Source organism: Bosea sp. PAMC 26642 (genome assembly GCF_001562255.1).
Taxonomy (GTDB): Bacteria; Pseudomonadota; Alphaproteobacteria; order Rhizobiales; family Beijerinckiaceae; genus Allobosea.
Window position 1 is genome coordinate 3589657 of the sequence record NZ_CP014301.1, and the last position, 23963, is coordinate 3613619.

A 23963-nucleotide genomic window follows, 5' to 3' on the forward strand; every position below is an offset into this window, starting at 1 on the left:
CTGGCTCGCGGCGCGCGTCATTGCAGCGGGGAGTAGGCGACGGGATTCAGGATCCGCGTCGTCTGGATGTCGATCAGCCCGTCGACGCGCTTCAGGTAGTCCTGCCAACGTGGATCGGCGAGCATGGCCTTGCGGCGCACCGTCCGGTCCTCCAGCGACTCATAGGCCCACAGCGCCACGACGTGGTTGAGCTCGCCGATCTCGGTGGTGAAATAGGCGATGAACGTGCCCAGATGCTCCTTTTGCAGCGGCAGGCCGTGCTCGCCATAGATCTGGACGAACTGGCCAAGCTTGCCGGCATGGATGCGGTAGTCGCGTTCTTCGTAGACCAATGCGGCGTCCTCCTTGTCCGGGGACAGCACTCTTTCGGCGCCTCGCCCGGATGATGTCATTCACTCGGCTCACTCATGCCGCCTGCTGCGCCATGAAGCAATCCGGCGAAGGATGGCCTACCGAGCCCGCCGCCACCATGCCCGCAATGGCGGGGGCGGGGCGCGGCCAGCGCAATTCGTCATGAGGCCGGCCCTGCCGCCAGGGCACGCGGCCACACGATGCGGGCCTGCAGCCCGCCGCCCGCGCGTTCTCCAAGAACCAGTTCGCCGCGATGGGCTTCGGCGATCGCCCTGACGATCGCAAGCCCAAGGCCAAACCCGCTGCCGTCGCGCAGCGTGCGGGCGGGATCGCTGCGATAGAACGGCTCAAGCACCTTCTCGCGCTCGCTATCGGCGATGCCGGGACCGTCATCCTCCACGACGATCGCGATGCGTCCGGAGGCACTGTCGTCCAGCCTGACCATCGGCTTTCCGCCGAACTTGATGGCATTGTCGACGAGGTTCGTCACCGCTCGCGTGATCTGGTCGGCATCGCAGACGGCCGAGGCCCGGATCGGCCCCTCATAGACGACGATATGGCCGAGATCCGCAAAATCATCGCAGATCGTCTGCAAAAGCGCCGGGAGGTCGGTCGCCATCATGCTGCCCGAGGCACGGCCCTCCCGCAGATAGGAGAGCGCCCCCCCGACCATGCGTTCCATCAGGGCGAGGTCGCCGATAATGGCGCGGCGTCTGTCCGCGTCGTCGATATCTTCGGCGCGCAGGCGCAACCGCGTGATCGGGGTACGCAGATCATGGCTGACCGCCGCCAGCATCCGGGTCCGTTCCTCGACGAGGCGCCGGATGCGCGCGGCCATGGCGCTGAAGGCCGCCGCCAGCCGCTTGACTTCGAGCGGCCCCTGATCGACCGCGACCTCGTCGTCGCGATCGGGATCGAAGCGATCGGCGGCGGCGGCGAGTTGCGACAGGGGCGAGACGACGGCGCGCGCTGCCCAGAGCGAAAGCAGCCCGACCAGAGTGGCCAGCGAAGCGAGCATCACGACAAGGTAGATGACGAAGGCCATGCCGCGTGGCGGCGGCGTCATCGGCGGCGGTTCCATCGCGAGGCTGGTTCCGTCCGGGAAACGGACGCCGATGGAAGCCGGGCCGGGCCGGCCTTCGACAGGCGGCAGCAGAAACGCCTTCGCGATCTCCCCGAGTTCGCCTGCCAGCATGGTCATCATCTCGCGATCCCGAGACTGCAGTGCCCGATCCGGGGTGTCTATCCCGGCAGTAAGGCGCGACAGCCGCGGATTGGCCGCCAGGGCGGTCTCGATGAGTACCCTGCGCACCTCTGGTGTCGGAGCGACGTTGACTTGCCGCGCCAATGCGATCAGCTCGGCGACATACGGAAACACCGGCACCCGCCTGAGCTCGGGCGGCAGCACCGCCAGCAGCACGGCGATGGTGACGAGATTGGCCAGCAGCAGCGAGCCGGCGACGACGACGGCGATCTGCGCCGCGGCTCGGGCCGGCAGCAGGCGCAGAAGCAGGCGTTTCATTCCGCCTCGATCTCCGGCGAGAACATGTAGCCGCCCGAGCGGATGGTCTGGATGAGTTCCGGCTCGCGCGGATTGGGCTCCATCTTCTGGCGCAGGCGGCTGACGAGAACGTCGATCGATCGCTCGAACGGCGCCGCCGCCCGCCCCTGGGTCAGGTCGAGCAGCTGGTCCCGCGACAGCACGCGTCGCGAACGCTCGCAGAAGGCCAGCAACAGATCGAGTTCGGCTCCGGTCAGCGCGACGCGCTCTCCGGCCGGGTTGAACAGTCGCCGCACCGCCTTGTCGAGGGTCCAGCCCGCGAATCTGAGAACCGCGCTCTCGCCGATCTCGGGACCCGCCCGCGCCGAGCTCCGGCGCAGCACGGCCCGGATCCGCGCGAGCAATTCACGCGGATTGAACGGCTTCACCAGATAGTCGTCGGCGCCCATCTCCAGTCCGAGGATGCGGTCGATCTCCTCGGCTTTGGCGGTGAGCATGATGATCGGCATGGCGCCGTCGGCGCGTACGCGCCGGCACAGGCTCAGCCCGTCCTCGCCCGGCAGCATCAGGTCGAGCACGAGCAGGTCGAAGCGGCCGTCGCGAAGGGCGACGTCCATCTCCCGGCCATTGGCGACCGCTTTGACGCGAAAATCATGGTTGCGCAGGAAGCGCGATACCAGGGTTGCGATGTCGCGGTCGTCCTCGACGATCAGAATATGCGGCGTTCGGTTCATCGCCCGGCTCTAGCGTCGGCTTGCGGCGAGGTCGTGCCCGGAAGTGTTTCCAGTCGTTTCCAGTGCCGTAGCTGGAAAAGCCAGGATACCAGAACTCTGCGGATTGGACGCAACCGGAAAAGCAATCGCCACACAAGCGGCCAGGGCGACCCCGCCAATGCCGCCATGTCGATCCAGCCCGTCCCGCCTTCGGCCACGGCCGCACCTCGCCGGAAATGGCGTCGCGTCTGCACCGGTATCGTCCTCATCGCAGCGATAGCGCTATGGCTCGCGGCGCTTCCCGGCCTGCTGGCGCGAGATGGGCTCACGGTTCGGAGCGATGGCTGCCTGCTCTCAGCCTATCGCGATCCTGTGTCCGGCCGCTTGGCGCCCGCGCGCACGACGTATCGGGACATTGCTCCAGAGACCTGCCGCGCCGCTTCGGCGGCAGCGCGCCGACGACCCGCCGTTCTCCCCGTGGAGATTCTCCCGACCTGCCGGGCGAATTGCTTTCAGACCCCTGCAAGGCCGTATCCGGAAACGGACGATGACGAACTGCTCGTCGGACGCCGTTCAGCAACAGACCGGCGGAAACTCTGATGTCAACAATCACCCTCGATAGCTTCGGCTCGCAAGCGCCCGACTCTCCGGCGTCCACCGGCCAGCACACGCGCAAGGTCCATGTCGGCCTTGCGCTGGAGTCAGCCGGCCGCCTCGTCCTGCGCCAGCCCAAGACGGTCAGCTTCATCGTGATTTTGCTTGCACTCGTGCTCGGTTCGCTTGCCGGAGCCAGTCTTTCAGGCATCGGCCGGATGGAGCCGCCGCCGCTGGTGCGGCTGACGACGGTCGAGAAGCGCATCAGCCCGGTCAGGGGAGAGTTCCTGTCGGCGGCCAATACGATCTGCCGGTCGGCGCAGCAGAAGTCCTGCGGCGCGACGGCCTCTCGCTAGCCAGAACCCCAGCGCAAACGCGCCATGATCCCGGATATCGGCAAGGCGCTCTGGACCCCGGCCATGCCCGTCCCCACCTGACAGGCGCAATGCGCAATGCAGGAGGCCTGTCATGGTCGCGATCTCCGTCCTCGATCTCGTTCCGGTATCCGAAGGGCAGGAGGTCGGCGCAGCCTTGCGCAACGCCATAGACCTCGTCGCCCATGCCGAGGCGCTCGGCTATCGCCGCTACTGGGTCGCCGAGCATCACAACATGACGGGCATCGCCAGCGCCGCGACCGCCGTGGTCATCGGCCGCCTCGCCGCCGCGACCTCGACCATCAGGGTCGGCGCCGGCGGCGTCATGCTGCCCAACCACGCCCCCCTCGTCATCGCCGAACAGTTCGGCACGCTGGAAGCCCTCTTTCCCGGCCGGATCGATCTCGGGCTCGGCCGTGCGCCCGGCACCGACCAGCTGACCATGCGGGCGCTCCGGCGCAACCCGATGGATGCCAACGACTTCCCGCAGGATGTGCTGGAGGTGCAGGCCTATTTCGAGCCGGCCGAGCCGAACCAGTCGATCCAGGCCGTGCCGGGCGCGGGACTTCGCGTGCCGCTCTGGATTCTGGGCTCGAGCCTGTTCGGCGCGCAGCTCGCCGCCGAACTCGGCCTGCCCTACGCCTTCGCCTCGCATTTCGCCCCCGACGCCCTGATGCAGGCGCTCTCGGTCTATCGCGAGCGCTTCAAGCCGTCGCAGCAGCAGGCGACGCCCCATGCCATGCCCGGCATCAACGTCGTCGCAGCCGAAACCGACGCCGAGGCCGCCTACCTGTTTACATCGGTGCAGCAGCGCTTCACCGACATGGTCCGTGGTGCGCGTGGCAAGCTCAAGCCGCCGATCGACGACATCGAGACCTACTGGTCGCAGGCCGAAAAGGCGCACGTCTCGCAGATGCTGCGCTATGCCTTTGTCGGGTCGCCCGACACGATCGCGCGTAAGCTCGACGCCTTCCTTGCCGCGACGCGCGCCGACGAGATCATGGTGACCGCGCCGATCCATGATCACGACGCGCGCAAGCGCTCCTATGAGATCCTCGCGGGCCTCGCGCCCCAGCTTTCCGTGGCCCGGAGAGCCGCCTGACATCACACGGGAACTTCGGCTGCCCGATGGCGTTACGCCGTCGCGCTGCTGCGGCGCAGCATTGGGGGGGCTGACGATGAAACTGAATATCGACGCGACGTTGACCTATGGCTTCGGGGGCCCGACGCAGATCATCGCCGCGATCGAGGCGGCGCGATCGCCCGACCAGACCATCCTTTCGGAGACGCTGACCATAAACCCTGCCACCGCGCTGATACGCGACGAGGACACGCGGACCGGTGAGCGACGCTTTCGGGCCCAGCTCGAAGGCCAGGTCGAGATCCGCTATACCGCCGAGGTCGACAACGGCGAGCGCGCGCAGCTTTCTGCCGATGCCCGCCAGCTGGAATGGTCCGAGCTGCCGCAGGACGTGCTGCCCTATCTGCTGCCGAGCCGTTTTTGCCCGTCCGACGAGTTCATGCGCTTCGCCCAGCGCGAATTTCGTGGCATCCAGGGCGGCGGCGCGCGCGTGCTGTCGGTGCTCGACTGGCTCGGCAGCCATCTCGACTATGTTCATGGCGTCAGCCACGCCCTGACCACGGCGGAGCAGACCTTCATCGACCGGGCCGGCGTCTGCCGCGACTTCAGCCATCTCGGCATCACGCTGACGCGGGCGCTGAACATTCCGGCGCGCGCGGTGAGCGCCTATGCGCTCGATCTCGACCCGCCGGACTTCCATGCCGTTTTCGAGGTCTATCTCGACGGGCGCTGGTGGCTCGTCGATCCGACGGGGCTGGCACCGGTCGAGGGCATGGTCCGGATCGGCAGCGGCCGCGACGCCGCCGACATCGCCTTCCTCAGCAGCGACTTCAACTGCCAGTGCCTGAACCAGACGATCCTGGTTTCGCGCGCGCAGGAAGTCGATCAGCAGGCGGCGTAGACAGGCAGCGGAGCTGACATCCGGCAGGAGGGACGGCGCGCGAATGCGCGCCAGCCAGTGCCACGCGCCGTTTTGCAAATGCGTCTCATCATCGCTATTTTAACGCCATGACGGGAATCGAGCAGCGCCAGACCATTTTCGAGACCCGGCTCAAGAAGGCGGGCCTGCGCATGACGCAGCAACGCCGGCTGATCCTGAGCGTGCTCGCCCAGGCCGACGACCATCCCGACGCCAAAGGCATCTTCACCCGCGCCTTCGCCCACGATCCGACGCTGTCGCTCTCGACAGTCTACCGCACGATGAAGCTGCTGGAGACGCAGGGCGCGATCGAGCGCCATGCCTTCGAGGACGGCGTCTCGCGCTATGAACATGCCGACCAGCAGCATCACGACCATCTGATCGATGTCGAAAGCGGGCAGGTCGTCGAATTCTCCTCGCCGGAGATCGAAGACCTGCAGCGCCGCATCGCCGCCGAGCTCGGCTATGAGCTGGTCCGCCACCGGCTCGAACTCTATGGGCGCAGGATCGAGACCGGCAAGCGACGCAGCCCGGGCTGATCAGGCGACCGGGTTGACCCGAAGCCGTTTTCGGCGAGCAATGCGCGCCCCGACGAACCCGGAACGGCACAGCACGTCATGACCCTTCACCAGACCTCGCCCATCGATTCAGCCAAACTCGACCGCCTGGCCCAGGTCGCCGTAAAGGTCGGCCTCAATCTCCAGGAGGGGCAGGACCTGTTCCTGACGGCGCCGTTGGCGGCCATGCCGCTCGTCCGCCGTATCGCCGAACATGCCTACAAGGCAGGCGCGGGACTGGTGATCCCGATGCTTTCGGACGAGGAGACGACGCTGGCGCGCTACAAATATGCGTCTGATGCGAGCTTCGACCGCGCCCCCGGCTGGCTCTATGACGGCGTCGCGAAAGCCTTCGCCGCCAACACCGCGCGTCTCGCCATCGTCGGCGACGACCCGATGCTGCTCTCGGGCCAGGACCCGCAGAAGGTCGGTCGCGCCAGCAAGGCCAACTCCCTGGCCTACAAGCCGGCGCTGGAGAAGATTGCCGGCTTCGACATCAACTGGAACATCCTGGCCTATCCGACGCCGTCCTGGGCGAGGCAGGTCTTTCCCGGCGAGCCGGAGGACATTGCGGTGGCGCGGCTGGCCGACGCTATCTTCGCCGCCTCCCGCGTCGATCGCGACGATCCCGTTGCCGCCTGGGCCGCCCATAACGCGACGCTGCGCATTCGGACGCAATGGCTCAACGGACAGCGCTTTGCGGCCCTTCGCTACACCGGGCCCGGCACCGACCTGACGATCGGCCTCGCCGACGGCCATGAATGGCAGGGCGGCGCCTCGACCGCGAAGAACGGCGTGACCTGCAACGCCAACATCCCGACCGAAGAAGTCTTCACAACGCCGCACGCTTTGCGTGTCGACGGCCATGTCCGCAGCACCAAGCCGCTCTCCTATCAGGGCACGCTGATCTCCGACATCGCGGTGCGCTTCGAGGCCGGCCGGATCGTCGAGGCCAACGCCTCGCGCGGGGCCGAGGTACTGGGCAAGGTTCTCGACACCGACGAGGGTTCCCGCCGTCTCGGCGAGGTCGCGCTCGTGCCGCACTCCTCGCCGATCTCGCAGAGCGGCCTGCTGTTCTTTAACACGCTGTTCGACGAGAATGCCGCCTGCCACATCGCGCTCGGCCAGTGCTATGCGAAATGCTTCCTCGGCGGCGCCGATCTCAGCCCCGAACAGATCGCGGCCCAGGGCGGCAACAGCAGCTTGATCCATATCGACTGGATGATCGGCTCCAACGAGATCGACATCGACGGCATCCGCGAGGATGGCAGCAAGATCCCCGTCTTCCGCAAGGGCGAGTGGGCTTAAAAGCAGGATCAACCTGCGCAGGGGAGACCGAATTGCCCGATCGGGAAGACGAGCCCAAGCCGGCGCCGACCAGTTCGGTCGCGGCGCTCGGCGCCATTGTCGTCGGCGCGCTGATCCTTCAGGTCGCCGGTACGATCGTGAATACGGTCGTACCGTTGCGTATGGCGCTGGCGGGGCAGCCGCCGATCCTGATCGGCCTCGTCGGCTCGGCCTATTCGATCGGCTTTCTCGGCGGCTGCTTCTGGGTGCCGACCCTCGTCCGCCGCATCGGCCATATCCGTGGCTTCGCCGTCTTCGCCGCCTTGCAGGCTGCCACGACGCTGAGTTTCCCGATGCTTCCGGAAGCCTGGTGGGGATTTGCCCGAATCCTGATGGGTCTGTCGGCTGCGGGCCACGCCATCTGCATCGAGAGCTGGATCAGCGGCCAGGCGACCGGCAAGAATCGCGGCCGCATCTTCGGCCTCTACCAGATCCTCAACCGAGGCGCGCTGATCGGATCGCAGATCGGCATGGGCTATGCCGCGATCCAGGCGCAGGACATCTTCCTGTTTGCCAGCATGGCCTTCTCGATCGCCCTGATCCCCGTCGGCCTGACGCGGGCACGCGGCCCTGAATCGAGCGCGGTGGTCTCGGTCGGGCTCGCCAAGGTCTGGAATCAGGCGCCGGCGGCGGTGGTCGGCTGCCTCTATGTCGGCCTCATGGGCGGAACGCTGACCAATGTCGCCCCGGCCTACGGCATCCTGATCGGGCTCGACCAGCGCTCGGCGATCCTGCTGACGGCGAGCGTCCAGATCGGGGCGCTCGTGACGCAATGGCCGATGGGCCTGCTCGCGGACAGGATCGCCAGCCGCATCGTCATGCTGGCATCGATCAGTATCGTCACGATCACGGCCGGTTCGCTGGGGGCTCTGCTGAATCTGGGCCAGAGCAACAACCGCTTCGTGCTTTTCGCCCTGTTCGCTTTGATCGGCGGCTGCAGCATCTCGCTCTACACGGTGGCGGTCACCCACGCCTTCCTCCGCCTTGGACGCGACCATGCGGTCGGACTGTCGGCGCGGCTTTTGTTTCTGTGGGGCGTCGGCTCGGCGATCGGCCCGGTGGCCGCGACCCTGTTCATGCAGGCGCTCGGACCACAGGGGCTGCTCGCCTACATCATGCTGCTGTCGCTGGCGGTCGCGGCCTATCTGGCGCTGCGTATCTCGCGCAAGCCCTCGCCCGCCATCATCGAAGGCGAAGGCGGCGCCACGCCGCCGACCATGCCGGACATCGAACTGGGCAAGCGGTAGAGACTTCAACAGCGCCTCGGCAAACCATTGTTGCAAAATGTATCACGTCGCGATACATTCTATGGCAAGACTGGCTACATTGCATGACGATCCAGAGTTTCAAGGACACGAGACTCGAGGCAATCCTCGAACGCCGGGTTCCAAAAGGATTCCCGGCTGACCTCATGTCTGTGACGCGGCGAAAGCTCATTATGCTGGACAGCGCTCTGACACTCGCTGACCTCAGGTTGCCGCCGGCCAATCGTCTCGAAGCCCTCAAATCCGATCGGGCCGGGCAACATTCGATCCGCGTGAACGACCAGTTCCGCATCTGCTTCCGCTGGAGCGTCCATGGGCCGGCCGACATCGAATTCGTCGATTATCATTGAGGCATCGAAGATGACGAAGCTCTCCCCCGTCCACCCCGGAGAAATCCTGCGCGAGGAATTCCTCGCACCTCTCGATTTGTCCTCCGGATCGGTTGCGCGCGCGATCGGGGTCCCTCGCACGCGGATCGAACGGCTCGCGCAGGAGCAGGTCGACTTGAGCCCGGATACGGCCATTCGTCTGGCGCGGTTCTTCGGAACCAGCGCCGAGTTCTGGATGGCGATCCAGAGTCGCTACGCCCTGGAACGAGCCACAGATCGTCTCGGCGACAACCTGTTGCAGATCGAACCGATGAGGCAGGCGAGTTGAGATTTCGGAGGAACTGCCGCGAAAGGCAGCCTCTTCGCCCCCTCACCCCGCCTTTCGCTTGTTCTGTCGGTTCTCGATCAGGTCGTCGACCACGGCCGGATCGGCCAGCGTCGAGGTATCGCCCAGCGCCCCGAACTCGTCCTCGGCGATCTTGCGCAGGATGCGGCGCATGATCTTGCCGGAGCGCGTCTTGGGCAGGCCGGGCGAGAACTGGATCAGGTCAGGCGAGGCGATCGGGCCGATCTCCTTGCGGACATAGGCGACGAGGTCCTTGCGCAAGGCCTCGCTCGGCTGCTCGCCGCTCATCAGCGTGACATAGGCGTAGATGCCCTGCCCCTTGATGTCGTGGGGATAGCCGACGACCGCCGCCTCCGAGACGGACGGATGAGCGACGAGCGCCGATTCGACCTCCGCCGTGCCCATGCGGTGACCGGAGACGTTGATGACGTCGTCGACCCGGCCGGTGATCCAGTAATAGCCGTCGGCGTCGCGGCGGCAGCCGTCACCGGTGAAGTACTTGTTCGGATAGGTCGCGAAATAGGTTTCCTCGAAGCGCTTGTGGTCGCCATAGACCGTCCGCATCTGGCCGGGCCAGCTCTCGGCGATGACGAGATTGCCCTCGCAGGCGCCCTGAAGCACCTTGCCTTCGGCATCGACGATCTCAGGGCGCACGCCGAAGAACGGACGCGTCGCCGAGCCTGGCTTGAGCTTCGTGGCGCCCGGCAGCGGCGTGATCAGAATGCCGCCGGTCTCGGTCTGCCACCAGGTATCGACGATCGGGCAGCGATGGTCGCCGACGACGCGGTGATACCACTCCCAGGCTTCCGGGTTGATCGGTTCCCCGACCGAGCCGAGCAGGCGCAGCGATTTGCGCTTCGTCTTCGTCACCGGCTCCTCGCCGGCCCCCATCAGCGAGCGGATCGCGGTCGGCGCAGTGTAGAAGGTGTTGACCTTGTGCTTGTCGATGACCTCCCAGAAGCGCGAGATCGTCGGATAGGTCGGGATGCCCTCGAACATCAGCGTCGTCGCACCATTGGCGAGCGGCCCGTACAGGATGTAGCTGTGGCCGGTCACCCAGCCGACATCGGCCGTGCACCAGTAGACCTCGCCGTCATGGTAGTCGAAGACGTATTGGTGGGTGATCGCGGTGTAGACGAGATAGCCGGCCGTGGTGTGCAGCACGCCCTTGGGCTTGCCCGTAGAGCCTGAGGTGTAGAGCAGGAAAAGCGGCTCCTCCGCCTTCAGCTCGGCCGGTGGGCAGTGGCCCGAAGCCTTGGCCGCCTCGTTGTGATACCAGACGTCGCGCCCCTCCTTCATGGTGACATGGCCACCGGTGCGTTTCACCACGATGACCGTGCCGATGCCGCCCTTGACCTTGTCGTCGGCGGCATCGACGTTCTTCTTCAGCGGGACTGCGCGGCCGCCTCGCAGGCCCTCGTCGGCCGTGATGACGATCTTGGAATCGGAATCCTCGATGCGGCTCGCCAGCGAATCCGGCGAGAAGCCGCCGAACACCACAGAATGGATCGCGCCGATGCGGGCGCAGGCCAGCATCGCATAAGCCGCCTCCGGGATCATCGGCATGTAGATCGTGACCCGGTCGCCCTTCTTGACGCCGTGGGCCTTGAGCACGTTGGCGAACTTGCAGACCTCGGTATAGAGCTGGCCGTAGCTGATCTTCTTCGACTCGGAGGGGTCGTCGCCCTCCCAGATGATAGCGGTCTGCCTGGCGCGGGTCGCGAGATGCCGGTCGATGCAGTTGTAGGCGACGTTGGTGGTGCCGTCCTCGAACCATTTGATCGAGACCTTGCCCGGCTTGTAGCTGGCGTTGCGCACCTTGGTGTAGGGCTTGAACCAGTCGATCCGCTTGCCGTGCTCGCCCCAGAACTTGTCCGGGTCCTTGATCGAGGCCGCATACATCTTCTTGTATTTGGCGTCGTTCAGCCAGGCCTTCTTCGCCCATGCGGCAGGCACGTCGTAAATGGTGTCGGACATCGCAGGCGTCTCCCCAGACTTGGGCCGTCTTGTCGCAGGCCATGGGCGCAAGCTCCGGCAGGGTACCGGGCTGGAACGCGTGACTCACGTCTTTCGAATTGCGCGCATCATAGGGTGAGCGGGCGCCGCGACAAGCCGTTCCGCCTCGCACTTTCGGGCTAGACCCTGACGCCGGCCTGTCTCGGCAGTCGAACTCATTCAATCCCCGGTTGCGGGCCGTCCATGCTAGAGCTTCAGGTCATGGAGGCGGCCATGGCTCGCAACATCTGCATCTTCTCCGACGGCACCGGGCAGGCCGGCGGCGCCAATCCGATCAACTGGACCCATGTCTACCGGCTGTTCAAGGCGACGCGCGAGATCGATCCGCCACGCCAGATCTGCTTCTACGATCCCGGTCTCGGCTCCAGTCCCGACGCCGGCGAAACGCGCGGCCTGTTCAGGCGGGTGAAGGATGCGCTCGCCCAGGCCACCGGCTACGGCATCACCGACAACATCGTCGACTGCTACACCGCGCTGCTGCTGAGCTACCGGCCCGGCGATACCGTGTACCTTTTCGGCTTCAGCCGCGGCGCCTACACGGTGCGCAGTCTCGGCGGCGCGCTCGGGCTCTGCGGCATCCCGCCGGGGCTGCCCAAGCTTGAGCGTTGGGACGAATTCGAGGCACAGATCCACGGCGACGTCCGCGATATCGCTAAGGAGGCAGTCACCAAGGTCTATCAGGAGCGGGATGCCGGGATGAGAGCGGCCGCAGCCGCAGCCTTCCGGACGAAATACGGCTCGCAGGAGCTTCCGCCCCATTTCATCGGCGTATGGGACACCGTGAAGGCGCTCGGCATCAAGGGCATCAGCGACCTCCTGCCGGGCCGCCACAGCTTCAACAACGACCTGCTCAATCCCAAGGTCGCCCATGGCCGCCAGGCGCTGTCGATCGACGAGAACCGCAAGACCTTCAAGCCGGAGATCTGGGACGAGCGCGGGGCGCCGCCCAGACAGATCGAGCAGCGCTGGTTCTCAGGCGTCCACACCGATATCGGCGGCGGCTACGGCCTCGCCATGGGGCTGTCGGACATCACCCTGACATGGATGCTCGACGCGGCCACGATGATCGACCCGCCTCTGCTCGTCGATCCGCTGCTCGTAGCCGAATTGCGCCCGGACCATCGCGGCATTCAGCATGACGAATTGCAGAGCGGCGTCCTGCCGTGGATGCCCGGCACGCGGGAGAACTTCGTCACGAATGCCTATTTCGGCAGCCCCGGAAAGCCATCCGTCGAAGTCGATCCGCGCTTTCGCGAGCCCAAAGTGCCGATCCTCGACGAAGAACGGCCCTATCGGCCCGTCGCCATGAGGCAGCACCCCGACTTCCAGCATTACTACTGACCGGTCTCGCTCAGAGCCCGCCCATCTCGCAGACGAGCGCCCATTCCGCGTCCGTCACCGGCTGCACCGACAACCGAAACGACGTCACCAGCGCCATCTTCGCCAGCTTCGGCTCGGCCTTGACCTGCGCCAGCGTGACCGGCTTGGGCAGCGGCTTCACCGCCTTGAAATCGACCAGCACCCAGGGCTCGCCCGGAATCCAGTTATAGGCTTCCTTGATCACCTCGACGATGCCGACGACCTCGAGCCCCTCGTTGGAATGGTAGAAGAAGACCTGCTCGCCCTGCTTCATAGCCATCAGGTTGAGCTTGGCGGTGTGGTTCTTCACGCCGTCCCAATGCGTGCCCTTGGGGCCGGCCTCGACCTGCTGGTCCCAGGACCATTTGGACGGTTCGGATTTGATCAGCCAGTGAGCCATGGTCGTCCCCCTATTCCTTCGTCTCGTCATCAGCCGGAAGCGGCTGGGGAGGCCGCGACGCCGCCTGCCCCTGCTCGTTCCAGAACCGCACCATCTCGCGGGTCAGCGCGGCATAGTCCTGCGGATCGAGCTCGACCCGGACCTCGCCCTCGCCGAAGGGCAGGATCAGCACGAAGCGATGCGTATCCTCGCTCCGGCGTCGGCGCAGCTGGATCACCGGCCCCGCCGGCACCCGCCCCGCCAGCGCCACGGGCAGGCTCTCGGCCACGAGTTCGGAGCCCGTCGTCTTCTTGACCTCGGCAATGCCGCGCGCCACGCGCTTCGTCAGGTCGGACCAGTCGCCAGCCATCGCTCGCCTCCTTCACATCTCGGCGCGGATCGGCCGCGCCAGCAAGCCGGTCACCGCCTCCCGCACGCCGCTGCGCCCGGCGATGATCGCCGCCACCGCCTCGGCAATCGGCATCTCGATCCCTTGCGCCTGCGCCATCTCCGCCAGCACGGATGCGGTGAACGCGCCCTCCGCCAGCTTGCCGCCGGACGCCTCCGCAACGGGGCGGCCCTGCCCGAGCGCCAGCCCGAACGAGAAGTTGCGCGATTGCGGCGAGGCGCAGCTGAGCACGACATCGCCCAGCCCCGAAAGCCCCATCAGCGTCTCGGAACTGGCCCCGAAAGCCGCGCCGAAGCGTCGCAGCTCGGAAAAACCCCGCGCCACCAGCGCCGCCCGCGCGCTTTCGCCATAGCCGAGGCCGATCGCGATGCCCGCTGCGATGGCGAGCACGTTCTTGGCTGCCCCGCCGATCTCGACGCCGCGCGGATCGCCGCTGTGATAGATGCGGAAGGCCGGCGAACTCAGCGCCTCGGCGAGCGCCCGGGCGAGATTGCCATCTTGTGCCGCCAGCGTCACCGCCGTCGGCAGGCCGCGGCCGATGTCGTCGGCGAAACTCGGGCCCGACAGGATCGCGGGCGGCGAACCGGGCCATGCCTGCGCGATGACCTGCGTGGAGAAAAGCCCCGTCGCCCGCTCGATGCCCTTGGCGGCCGAAACCACCGGGCGCCCGGCAGGCAGCGCCTGCGCCGATAGCTCGCAGACCTGCCGCAGGCTCTGCGTCGGCACGGCGACGAGCAGCGCATCCGCCTCGCCCAGCGCATTGAGCGATGTCGTCGCCGCGATCGCCTCCGGCAGCGCGATGCCGGGCAGATGCGGCGTCCGACGCGTCGCGTCGATCGCGGCCACGATCTCCGCGTCGCGCGCCCAGAACAGCACCTTTCGTCCGGCCCGCGCAGCGGCCACAGCGAGCGCAGTGCCATAGGCCCCGCCGCCGAGGACGCCTATCGTGCCGAAATCCATCGTGGCGCTCATTCCTTCGGCCTGAGCTCATCCAGCGGCCAGCGCGGCCGGGCAATCGCGCTCATATCGTCGATCATGCCGAGCCGCAGCCGCTCGATTCCGGCCCAGGCGATCATCGCGCCATTGTCGCCGCACAGCGCCAGCGGAGGCGCTGCCAGCGGCAGCCCGGCCTCGGTCGCGAGCCGTTGCAGGCCCCGCCGGATAGGCTGGTTGGCGGCGACGCCGCCGGCCACGACCAGCGCCGTCGGCATGATGCCGGCTGTCCGGCAGGCCCGCAGCCCCGCCCGCGTCCGATCGACCAGGACATCCACGACCGCAGCCTGGAACGAGGCGCAAAGATCTGCGACATCGCGATCCGACAGCGGCGCTATCCTCTCCGCGACAAGCCGCACCGCCGTCTTGAGACCCGACAGCGAGAAGTCCGGATTGGGCCGCCCGCTCATCGGGCGCGGGAAATCGAAGCGCTCGGAATCGCCCTTCTCGGCCTCGCGCTCGACCGAAGGCCCGCCGGGATAGGGCAGGCCAAGCATCTTCGCGATCTTGTCGAAGGCCTCGCCGACTGCATCGTCGATCGTGCCGCCGAGCTTGAGATAATCGCCGACACCGCGCACGGCGAGCAGTTGCGTATGGCCGCCCGATACCAGCAGCAGCAGATAGGGGAAGGACAGGTTGTCGGTCAGCCGCGCGGTCAGCGCATGGGCTTCGAGATGGTTGATCGCGATGAAAGGTTTGCCCGTCACCAGCGCGATCGCCTTGCCCGTGGTCAGCCCTACCATGACCCCGCCCACGAGGCCCGGCCCGGCGGCGGCGGCGATCGCATCGACATCGGACGGCTTCATGCCTGCCCGCTCGAAGGCCCGCACGACGATCCGGTCGATCGCCTCGACATGGGCGCGCGCCGCGATCTCGGGAACGACCCCGCCATAGGCCGCGTGGGCGGCGATCTGGCTCAGCACCTCGTTGGACAGGATCGTCGTCTCGCCCGAGCGCTCGATGCCGACGATGGCAGCCGCGGTCTCGTCACAAGTCGTCTCTATCCCCAGAACGCGCATGATCGGTGTGAGGCTCCGGGACGTGGTCAGGCGGAAGGGTCGGCGGTTTGCAGCCGGCAGATCCCTCGTATAGTGCGCGGCGAAGCAGAAGGCCAAGAGCGTTGGGCCAAGAACCCCTTGGCCGCCACGCGGCCGGGAAAACCGGCCGAATCGGAGGAAGACACAGTCCTACATGACCCAGACAGCCGATTCGCCTCCGCTCCGGCCTGCCGGCAGCTTCGTCATCGGGACGCGCGGCAGTCCGCTGGCGCTCGCCCAGGCCCATGAATTTGCCGGCCGCATGAGCGAGGCCCATGGCTGGGCTAGCGATGAGCTCGCGGTGGATGTCATCAGGACGACGGGCGATTCCATCCAGGACCGGCCCCTGTCGGAGGCCGGCGGCAAGGGTTTGTTCACCAAGGAGATCGATGCAGCGCAGCTTGAAGGCCGTATCGACTTCGCCATTCATTCGGCCAAGGACCTGCCGACCGCGCTGCCGGCCGGCCTCGTCATCGCCGGCTATATGCCGCGCGAGGATGTCCGCGACGCGCTGATCGCGCGCGATGCGACCTCCATCGCCGGGCTGCGCCGGGGCGCGATCGTCGGCTCGGCCTCGCTGCGCCGCCAGGCGATCCTGCGGCGGGCGAGACCCGATATCGAGATCGTCCTGCTGCGCGGCAATGTCGGCACCAGGCTCGACAAGGTGGCGCGCGGCGAGATCGACGCGACCCTGCTCGCTTTTGCCGGCCTGAAGCGACTAGGCCTCGCCGACCGCATCAGCGCCCTGCTGCCGCTGGACGAATGCCTGCCGGCCGTCGGCCAGGGTGCGATCGCGATCGTCATCCGCGAAGGCGACGAAGGATCGAGCGAAGCGCTGGCGCCGATCCTGTGCCGTGACACCGGCATCGCGCTCGCCGCCGAGCGGGCCTTCCTGACTGAGCTCGACGGCTCCTGCCGCACGCCGATCGCCGGCCACGCCACCGTCTCCGGCGAGCGCTTCCATCTGCGCGGCCTGCTGCTCTCGCCCGACGGCACCGCCATAGCCGAGGATGCCTGCAGCGGCCCCGTGGCCGACGCGGCGGCGTTGGGTGCCGAACTCGGGCGGTCGCTGCGCGTTCGGGCTCCCCGGGGTATCTACACCTAGCCCGCAAGATTTGGCATCTGCCGAGACGAAAGGACATCGCATGCGAATCCTGGTGCTCCGACCCCAGGCCGATGCCGAGCGCAGCGCCGGGACGATCCTCGCGCGTGGCCACGAGCCGGTGATCGCACCGCTCTTCGAGATCGTGCGGGTGCCGGAAACGTCGCCGGACGGACCTTTCGCGGCTCTGGTCCTGACGAGCGGCAACGCCGTCGCCGCTCTGGCCGAGGCACCGGCTAGCTGGCGCGAACTGCCGGTCTTCACGGTCGGCGCCCGCACGGCGGCGAAGGTGCGGGAGACCGGCTTCGGCGACGCCCGCAGCGCCGATGGCGACCGCCATGCGTTGGTCGACCTGATCGGCGGCAATATGCCGACACCCGCACGGCTGCTGCTGATCGCCGGACGCGACAGCCACGATGACGTCCGGCACCACCTCGCGGAAGCAGGCTACGACGTCGCGCTCTGGACGAGCTATGCCGCCGAGGCCGTGAGCATTCTGCCCAAGGCAGCCGCCGTCGCGATGGTCGAAGGCGAGGTCGATGCCGTGCTGCACTACTCGACTCGCGGGGCCGAGACCTTTCTGTCGCTGACGCAGGCGGTCCACCTTGCTGACGAAGCTCTCGAGCTGACGCATGTCGCGATCTCCGCCGAGGCCGCCGCTCCGCTGATCAGGGCGGGTGCGAAAACCGTGCTCGTCGCCGAGCATCCCGAGGAGGCGGCGATGTTTGCCGCGCTGGACCAAGTGTCCGCTCGCAATCGCAGCAGTGGGGATGGTAGAGAGAAGGCCATCGCACCTGCGAACCGCGACATGGACAAAGACCTGATGAGCGAGCCGGACGACAAGCCCATCCCGCGCACACGCTCGCGCCGCACACCCCCGACCATCGAGGCGGTGGCGCAGGACACCACGGCGCAGGAGCCGGCAGCCACGGAGCCGGCACCGTCGGAGCCGATCGAGCGGCCCGATCCGGCCACCGGCGCAACGCCGGAATCGGTCCTTCCAACCGAGGCGCTGCCGCGGGAATACCCGTCGGGCGACAGCATGACACCTGAGGCCGCCAGCCACGGCGATCGCGACGACGACGTTGCGACGCCGCCTCCCCCCGAGGAGCGCCGCCCCTTGCCCTTGACCGCTCTGGCGCTGTCGGGGCTCGGCGGCGGCATCATCGGCGCCGGCCTCATGATGCTGTCGATGAGCGGCACGCCCGGCGTCAGCCCCGCACAGATCGCGGATTTGCGCAGCCGCATCGACAGCCTGCAGAGCACGGCTGCGACGCTCGACCGCAAGGCCGGCGCCGCCTCGGATGCCGCCACCAAGGCCGCGGCCGATGCACAGGCCGCGACGGGACGCATCAACCAGATCGCCGCCACCCGGCAGGCTCAGACGCCCGATGCCGGCGCGATCACCGGCCTCAGCGAGCAGGCGAGCCGCACCGAGGCCGCCGCGACCGCGCTCGGCGAGCGACTCGACCAGACCACGGCGCGGATCGGCAGCATCGAAACGCTCGCCAGGACCGCCGCAGCGCCCAGCCCGCAGGCGCTCGCCGCGGCTCGCATCGTACTGGCGGAGCGCGTCCAGACGGCCATCGCCTCGGGCCAGCCCTTCGCGGCCGATGTCGCCGCGCTCGCCAAAGGCGGCGGCGCGGCCGAGCAGATCGCGGCCCTGAACGCGGTCGCCGGCAGCGGAGCCGCAACACGTGACGCTCTGCTCGCCCAATTCCGCGGCCACCGCCCGATGTTCGCCCGCGAGATGACTCCGGTCGCGAGCAGCTGGCAGGACCGTGTTCTCGGGCTCGCCAGCCGCATCGTCACGATCAGGCCGGTCGGAGAGAGCGCCGACAACGATCCCGGCACCCTGCTGATCCGGCTCGAAAACGCCGTCGCCAACGGCAACATCGTCGCGGCTGCGGGGCTCTGGGGCCAGTTGCCCGAGCCGGCGCGCCGCAACAGCGCCGATTTCGGAACCGCCTTGCAGAAGCGCGCAGCGGCCGAAGCCGCTATTGCGAAAATCGCGCAGGATGCAGTGGCTGCGCTCGGCGCGGCCGGCTGACGAAGGGATTGGGATCCATGGTTCGCGTACTGATCTACCTCGTCATCATGGCGGCCCTGGCGGCCGGCGCGGTCTGGCTCGCCGACCGGCCGGGCGAGGTCGCGGTGCTGTGGCAGGGCTATCGCATCGAGACCAGCGTCGCGATCGCCGCCATCGGCGTCGTCCTGCTGGCCATGCTGGCGATGCTGGCCTGGGCTGCGATCCGCTTCGTCTTCGGCCTGCCCAACGCCTTCAGCTTCGCGTCGCGTGCCAGGCGCCGGGCGCGCGGCTTCGAGGCGGTCTCGCGCGGCATGGTCGCGATCGGCGCGGGTGATCCCGTCGCGGCCGGCCGTCACGCCCATGACGCCCGCAAATTCGCCGGCAACGAGCCGCTGACCCTGCTGCTGGAGGCGCAGGCTGCCCAGCTCTCGGGCGATCGCGGCCGGGCCGAAGCCGCCTTCAAGCAGATGCTCGACAAGCCCGAAACCCGCGTGCTCGGTCTGCGCGGCCTGTTCGTCGAGGCTAGGCGCCGTGGCGATATGGTCGCCGCGCGCGCCTTTGCCGACGACGCCGTGCGCCGCTCGCCCTCGCTCGCCTGGGCCAATGATGCCCTGCTCGATTTCCACACCGGCGCCGGCGACTGGCAGGCGGCCCGCACCGCCGTCGAGCGCCGCGCCGCGTTGCGGCTGGCAGAAAAGGCGGAGGCCAAGCGCCAGCGCGCGGTCCTGCTGACGGCGGAAGCCCTCGAAGCCCATGGGCGCGAGCCCGAAAAGGCGCTCGCAGCCGCACTCGAAGCGGCCAAGCTGGCGCCCGGCCTGACGCCTGCCGCCGCACTCGCCGGCCGGATGCTGGCCGAGCGCGGCGATATCCGCAAGGCCGTCAAGATTCTCGAGGCCGCCTGGAAGGAGGTCTCGCATCCAGACATCGCCGCCGCCTATCTCGACGTCCGCCCCGGCGACAGCGCCCAGGATCGGCTGGCCCGCGCCACGACGCTGGCGAAGCTGCGTCCCTCCGATCCCGAAGGCGTGCTGGCACTGGCGAGCGCGGCGACCCACGCCCGCGATTTCGCCAAGGCCCGCGCCGCCCTGAAGCCCCTGCTGGCGGGCGGCGCCTCGGTGCGCGCCTGCCTGCTGATGGCCGAACTGGAAGAGGCCGAGCACGGCGCCGCCGGCCGCGTCCGCGAATGGCTCGCCCGCGCCACCCGCGCTCCGCGCGACGCCGCCTGGGTCGCCGACGGGCTGGTGTCGGACACATGGATGCCGGTCTCGCCGATTTCGGGCCGCCTCGACGCCTTCGTCTGGACCGTGCCGCCCGCGACCCTGCGCAGCCAGGGTCCTGCCATGGACGACGTCCTAGCCGATCTCGACGATTCGACGCCTCTGCTCGAAGGCCGCGCCGAGCCGATGACGACGCCTGAGCCTGCACAGCCGGAAAGCCAGGTTGCCGTCACGCCGCCAGCCCCGCCGCCGGCGATCATCGAAGCCAAGGCCGAGCCGCAACCGAACCCCGCTATGGTGGAAACGCCTGCAGCCAAACCGCCCGAGACCAAGATCGTGGCTGCTCCCACTGAGCCCGTGCCCGTGTCCTCACAGCCGGCCCAGCCGCCGCGCGACCATCGGCCCATCCCGGTGATCTTCCCCGTCGCCCATGCGCCCGACGACCCCGGCCCCGACGATTCGGCTGCGGCCGACCAGGAGAAAAAGGCGAAGTTCCGTATCTTCGGCTGAGGCTCCGGCAGGCCCGCTCTGCGAAAAGGCGTGCGGGCCACGGCCGCGCCCCTTATAGCGTCGCTCATGACGATCACATCGAGCGAACCCGACACCACGCCTTTGGCGGGCGTGACCTTGCTGGTGACGGCGGAAGAGGCCGGTCAGCGGCTCGACAAGGCGCTGGCCTTGCTCGCCACCGACATTTCCCGCGCCCGCCTCCAGCAGGTCGTCAAGGACGGCGGCGTCAGCCTCAACGGCGCCGTCTTCACCGATGGCAGCCGCAAGGTCGTCGAGGGCGACGAGCTTGCTCTGATCATGCCCGCTGCCAAGCCTGCGGACCCGGTCGGGCAGGACATCCCGCTGACAGTGGTCTACGAGGACGAACACCTGATCGTCATCGACAAGCCGGCCGGCCTCGTCGTCCACCCCGCCGGCGGCCACGAGGACGGCACGCTGGTCAACGCCCTGATCGCCCATTGCGGCGACAGTCTCTCGGGGATCGGCGGCGTCCGCCGGCCCGGCATCGTCCACCGGCTCGACAAGGACACCAGCGGGCTGCTCGTGGTCGCCAAGAACGATCGCGCGCACCAGAAGCTCGCCAAGCAGTTTGCCGACCATGGCCGGACCGGGCCGCTGCAGCGCGCCTATCTCGCGATCGTCTGGAGCTTTCCGCGCCGTCCGCACGGCACGATCACGACCCAGATCGAGCGCTCGAACAAGAACCGCGAAAAAATGATGGTCGTCGGCGAAGATCGCGGGCGCGAGGCGATCACGCATTTCACCGTGATCGAGCGTTATCCGCCCCTGCTCAAGGGAGGCGAGGAGACGGAAGCCCTGGCCAGCCTGATCGAATGCCGGCTGGAGACCGGCCGCACCCACCAGATTCGCGTGCATATGAGCCATCTCGGCCATCCGCTGCTCGGCGACCAACTCTACGGCTCAGGCTTCGCGACCAAGGCCAGCCGTCTGCCCGAGGCAGCGCGCGACGCGCTGACCGCGCTCGGGCGGCAGGCGCTGCATGCGGCTGTGCTCGGTTTCGAGCATCCCGTCACAGGCGAGGAAATGCTGTTTGAATCCGAGCCGCCCGTCGAATTTGCAAATCTGCAAGTCGCGCTCGCGAGGCTGTGAGCCGATCTGGCCTTTCTGCCCACTTTCCGCCAAGCTCTCTTGGGATATAATGCGTGTCGGATGCGGATGGCCAAGGGGGCGCCGCAAGTGATCGACCACCCGAACCCTAAGTATGGTTGCGGCGTTGGGTTAGGTCATGAGATCCGAAACCTGCGCGATGGTTGATCGCGCGGTGGGTTTGCCGCGATGCGGGGGCCCGGAAGGAGAACGAGCATGGCGATTGCGTCGCTGCCCGTCATGTCTGCCGAAGGCGGACTTTCACGCTATCTGGATGAGATTCGTAAGTTCCCGATGCTGGAACCGAACGAGGAATTCATGCTGGCCAAGAGCTGGCGCGAGCATGGCGACCGCGACGCGGCGCATCGGCTCGTGACGTCGCATCTGCGCCTCGTCGCCAAGATCGCCATGGGCTATCGCGGTTACGGCCTGCCGATCGGCGAGGTCGTGTCGGAAGGCAATGTCGGCCTGATGCAGGCGGTCAAGCGCTTCGAGCCCGACAAGGGCTTCCGCCTCGCGACCTATGCGATGTGGTGGATCAAGGCCTCGATCCAGGAATATATCCTGCGCTCCTGGTCGCTGGTGAAGATGGGCACGACTGCCAACCAGAAGAAGCTGTTCTTCAACCTGCGCAAGGCCAAGAGCAAGATCTCGGCGCTGGGCGAGGGCGATCTACGCCCCGAGCAGGTCAAGACCATCGCGACCAAGCTCGGCGTCAACGAGCAGGACGTCATCGACATGAACCGCCGCCTCAGCGGCGACGCCTCGCTGAATACGCCGCTGCGCGAGGATGGCGATGGCGAATGGCAGGATTGGCTGGTCGACGACAGCGAGAGCCAGGAGCGGCGCTTCGCCGATTCGCAGGAGAGCGACAACCGGCATTCGGCCCTGCGCGAGGCGCTGAGCGTGCTGAATCCGCGCGAGCGCCGGATCTTCGAGGCACGCCGCCTGGCCGAGGACCCGATCACGCTCGAGCAGCTCTCCGAGGAGTTCAGCGTCTCCCGCGAACGCGTCCGCCAGATCGAGGTCCGCGCCTTCGAGAAGGTGCAGGACGCCGTCAAGAAGGCCCTGACCCGGATCGAGGCCCCGCGTGCGGCCTTGCCGGCGGCGTGACGTTGGTTTGTCGCCAGTTGATCCCGAAAAGGAGCCGCAAGGCTCCTTTTTATATTGGCTTGTGCCTTATGGCTTCCCGTCATCCAGGACGCAGCGAAGCGGAGATCCGGGATCTATCGTAAGGCACGATGGCGCTCTATGATGGATCCCGGATCGGCGCCGCCTTGCGGCTTGTCCGGGATGACGGGAAGGTTTCGGAATGTCTCGAAAAGCGCTCAATACAATGGCGCCAGCGGCTGCAGCGGTAGCCGGATCGGCCCGAGATAGACGCGCCCCTCGCGCAGCACGATCGGTGGCAGCGGCGTCAGGCCGGGTGTGGACCCCTGCGGCTGCGCGCTGAGCCGGCCGCCCAGCAGGCCTCCCAAGCTGCCCATGATGCCGCCGACCGGAATGCCGGCGATCTGCTTGATGCCGGCAAGCGAGGCCTGGATCTGCCCTGAGACGCGGTGCGTCTGGTCGAGCAGGAACTGGCCGGTCGCCTCGACGCGGGATGCACCCTTGACGGAGACCAGTTTGGTCAGCTGCAGTTGCCCGCCGCCATTGCGCCAGCTTTCGAGCGCATCGGGATTGAAGCCGAGCTTGAATGCCTCGGTTTGAGTGGCGGTCGCCTCGATATCGACATCCCCGGGTTCCGCGATGCCGAGCAGGCTGTCCAGAGCGGGCAGGGCCGAGCCCTTCAGGCCGATCGCCAGATCGACGGCCTGGTCGGCAGCCGGCAGCGTCGGGTTGCGGCGCAGATGCATTTCGAGCCGCGCCGCGCGCCAGCCCTCGCCGGCCTGCCCCGGCGCCGTCAGCGTCGCGGTCGGCTCGGTTGCGACGATCGAGAGCCGGTTGGGTTCGCCGACATCGTGGACAAGGCTGGCCTGGAGCCCGCGCCAGCCGAGATCGAGCGTCCGGCCTTCCGGCAGGGTCGCCTGCAACGGGCCGGTGATCTCGGCAATGACCAGGCCCGGCGTATAGATCTGCCCGACGACGACGGCAGGCCCCGTCTGCACGCGTACTGCCTCGCCCCAGCGCGTCGAGGTCAGCGCAAGCGCGGCGCAACGCACCTCGATCCGAAACGGAAAACCTCCGATCCGGCGGTCGCCGCAGGTCCAGTTCCGGCCCTGCTGCGCCTCGCGCGCCAGACCTGCATCGACCGCGGTCGAGACGCGACCCTGAACGACGAACCAGAAGCCCGCCCAGGCCGCGGCACCCAGCGCCAGCAGTACAAAGGGCGCATAGAGCCAGAAGCGGCTGCGGCGGCGCGTTGGGGCGATATCGGTCATGCAGCGGGAATCCATTGCGGAAAGGCGGGCGGATTGTTAGCTCCCGC

23 protein-coding genes are annotated in these 23963 nt (G+C 67.6%); 14 read left to right on the forward strand and 9 right to left on the reverse strand.

All coding sequences use genetic code 11. The features are described 5' to 3' along the window. Positions 1–17: 17 nt before the first annotated feature. The 3 genes from AXW83_RS17245 to AXW83_RS17255 all read right to left on the reverse strand — a co-directional run bounded on the left by AXW83_RS17245 (position 18) and on the right by AXW83_RS17255 (position 2586). Positions 18–362, reverse strand: a complete 345-nt coding sequence (locus AXW83_RS17245; RefSeq protein WP_236841703.1) for an NIPSNAP family protein — start codon at positions 360–362, stop codon at positions 18–20. Between the two features lie 149 nt (positions 363–511). Beyond that, positions 512–1873 carry a sensor histidine kinase gene (locus tag AXW83_RS17250; RefSeq protein WP_066615418.1) on the reverse strand — a complete coding sequence of 454 codons (1362 nt, stop codon included), beginning with the start codon at positions 1871–1873 and terminating at the stop codon, positions 512–514. Beyond that, positions 1870–2586, reverse strand: coding sequence for a response regulator (locus AXW83_RS17255; protein WP_066615420.1), 717 nt, complete (start codon positions 2584–2586; stop codon positions 1870–1872). The genes AXW83_RS17250 and AXW83_RS17255 overlap by 4 nt, the downstream gene beginning before the upstream one ends. A gap of 578 nt (positions 2587–3164) precedes the next feature. Between AXW83_RS17255 and AXW83_RS17260 the strand changes: the two genes are divergently transcribed. From AXW83_RS17260 to AXW83_RS17295, 8 genes are all read left to right on the forward strand, one after another. Then, positions 3165–3515 carry a hypothetical protein gene (locus tag AXW83_RS17260; protein ID WP_066615422.1) on the forward strand — a complete coding sequence of 117 codons (351 nt, stop codon included), beginning with the start codon at positions 3165–3167 and terminating at the stop codon, positions 3513–3515. Between the two features lie 112 nt (positions 3516–3627). After that, entirely contained in the window at positions 3628–4635 is a 1008-nt protein-coding gene (locus tag AXW83_RS17265; protein WP_066615424.1) for an LLM class flavin-dependent oxidoreductase, read from the forward strand. A gap of 76 nt (positions 4636–4711) precedes the next feature. Next, a complete protein-coding gene (locus AXW83_RS17270) occupies positions 4712–5515 on the forward strand; it encodes a transglutaminase-like domain-containing protein (protein WP_066620674.1) in 804 nt (267 codons plus the stop codon). A 107-nt stretch (positions 5516–5622) separates the two neighbouring features. After that, the gene (locus AXW83_RS17275) at positions 5623–6072 is read left to right on the forward strand and encodes a Fur family transcriptional regulator (RefSeq protein ID WP_066615427.1); all 450 of its coding nucleotides are present in this window, start codon (positions 5623–5625) and stop codon (positions 6070–6072) included. 78 nt (positions 6073–6150) lie between these two features. Next, positions 6151–7398 carry an aminopeptidase gene (locus AXW83_RS17280; protein ID WP_066615428.1) on the forward strand — a complete coding sequence of 416 codons (1248 nt, stop codon included), beginning with the start codon at positions 6151–6153 and terminating at the stop codon, positions 7396–7398. A gap of 32 nt (positions 7399–7430) precedes the next feature. Then, complete coding sequence (locus AXW83_RS17285) at positions 7431–8684, forward strand: MFS transporter (protein ID WP_066615430.1); 1254 nt, start codon at positions 7431–7433, stop codon at positions 8682–8684. Between the two features lie 83 nt (positions 8685–8767). Further along, positions 8768–9052, forward strand: coding sequence for a type II toxin-antitoxin system RelE/ParE family toxin (locus AXW83_RS17290; RefSeq protein ID WP_066615432.1), 285 nt, complete (start codon positions 8768–8770; stop codon positions 9050–9052). 10 nt (positions 9053–9062) lie between these two features. Then, entirely contained in the window at positions 9063–9359 is a 297-nt protein-coding gene (locus AXW83_RS17295) for a HigA family addiction module antitoxin (RefSeq protein WP_066615434.1), read from the forward strand. 42 nt (positions 9360–9401) lie between these two features. Here the strand turns inward: AXW83_RS17295 and acs are convergent, their stop codons facing one another. Then, positions 9402–11354 (reverse strand): acetate--CoA ligase, encoded by a 1953-nt coding sequence (gene acs / locus AXW83_RS17300; RefSeq protein WP_066615436.1) that lies wholly within the window; start codon positions 11352–11354, stop codon positions 9402–9404. A gap of 252 nt (positions 11355–11606) precedes the next feature. Between acs and AXW83_RS17305 the strand changes: the two genes are divergently transcribed. Continuing rightward, complete coding sequence (locus AXW83_RS17305) at positions 11607–12734, forward strand: DUF2235 domain-containing protein (RefSeq protein ID WP_082767517.1); 1128 nt, start codon at positions 11607–11609, stop codon at positions 12732–12734. A 10-nt stretch (positions 12735–12744) separates the two neighbouring features. On the opposite strand, the gene AXW83_RS17310 is transcribed toward AXW83_RS17305, so the two are convergent. The 4 genes from AXW83_RS17310 to tsaD are packed head-to-tail and all read right to left on the reverse strand — an operon-like array spanning position 12745 to position 15552. Then, positions 12745–13152, reverse strand: coding sequence for an EVE domain-containing protein (locus tag AXW83_RS17310; protein ID WP_066615440.1), 408 nt, complete (start codon positions 13150–13152; stop codon positions 12745–12747). A gap of 10 nt (positions 13153–13162) precedes the next feature. After that, a complete protein-coding gene (locus AXW83_RS17315; protein WP_066615441.1) occupies positions 13163–13501 on the reverse strand; it encodes a hypothetical protein in 339 nt (112 codons plus the stop codon). 12 nt (positions 13502–13513) lie between these two features. Continuing rightward, on the reverse strand, positions 13514–14512 hold the full coding sequence (locus AXW83_RS17320; protein ID WP_066615442.1) for an NAD(P)H-dependent glycerol-3-phosphate dehydrogenase: 999 nt from the start codon (positions 14510–14512) through the stop codon (positions 13514–13516). Then, positions 14509–15552 carry a tRNA (adenosine(37)-N6)-threonylcarbamoyltransferase complex transferase subunit TsaD gene (tsaD, locus tag AXW83_RS17325; protein ID WP_066615443.1) on the reverse strand — a complete coding sequence of 348 codons (1044 nt, stop codon included), beginning with the start codon at positions 15550–15552 and terminating at the stop codon, positions 14509–14511. Before tsaD ends, AXW83_RS17320 begins: the two co-directional genes overlap by 4 nt. A 172-nt stretch (positions 15553–15724) precedes the next feature. Here tsaD and hemC point away from each other — a divergent pair, with 172 nt between their 5' ends. The 5 genes from hemC (at position 15725) to rpoH (ending at position 22648) form a co-directional block, all read left to right on the forward strand. Continuing rightward, the gene (gene hemC / locus AXW83_RS17330) at positions 15725–16675 is read left to right on the forward strand and encodes a hydroxymethylbilane synthase (protein ID WP_066615445.1); all 951 of its coding nucleotides are present in this window, start codon (positions 15725–15727) and stop codon (positions 16673–16675) included. Positions 16676–16727: 52 nt separating this feature from the next. Further along, positions 16728–18722 carry a uroporphyrinogen-III synthase gene (locus tag AXW83_RS17335; RefSeq protein ID WP_168166114.1) on the forward strand — a complete coding sequence of 665 codons (1995 nt, stop codon included), beginning with the start codon at positions 16728–16730 and terminating at the stop codon, positions 18720–18722. A 17-nt stretch (positions 18723–18739) separates the two neighbouring features. Further along, complete coding sequence (locus AXW83_RS17340) at positions 18740–20428, forward strand: heme biosynthesis protein HemY (RefSeq protein WP_156640154.1); 1689 nt, start codon at positions 18740–18742, stop codon at positions 20426–20428. Between the two features lie 66 nt (positions 20429–20494). Continuing rightward, a complete protein-coding gene (locus AXW83_RS17345) occupies positions 20495–21538 on the forward strand; it encodes an RluA family pseudouridine synthase (RefSeq protein WP_066615449.1) in 1044 nt (347 codons plus the stop codon). Positions 21539–21751: 213 nt separating this feature from the next. Continuing rightward, positions 21752–22648: an RNA polymerase sigma factor RpoH gene (gene rpoH, locus AXW83_RS17350; protein WP_066615450.1), complete on the forward strand. Its 897-nt coding sequence runs from the start codon at positions 21752–21754 to the stop codon at positions 22646–22648. A gap of 215 nt (positions 22649–22863) precedes the next feature. Here the strand turns inward: rpoH and AXW83_RS17355 are convergent, their stop codons facing one another. Next, positions 22864–23916, reverse strand: a complete 1053-nt coding sequence (locus AXW83_RS17355; protein WP_066615451.1) for a DUF2125 domain-containing protein — start codon at positions 23914–23916, stop codon at positions 22864–22866. Positions 23917–23963: the final 47 nt, after the last annotated feature.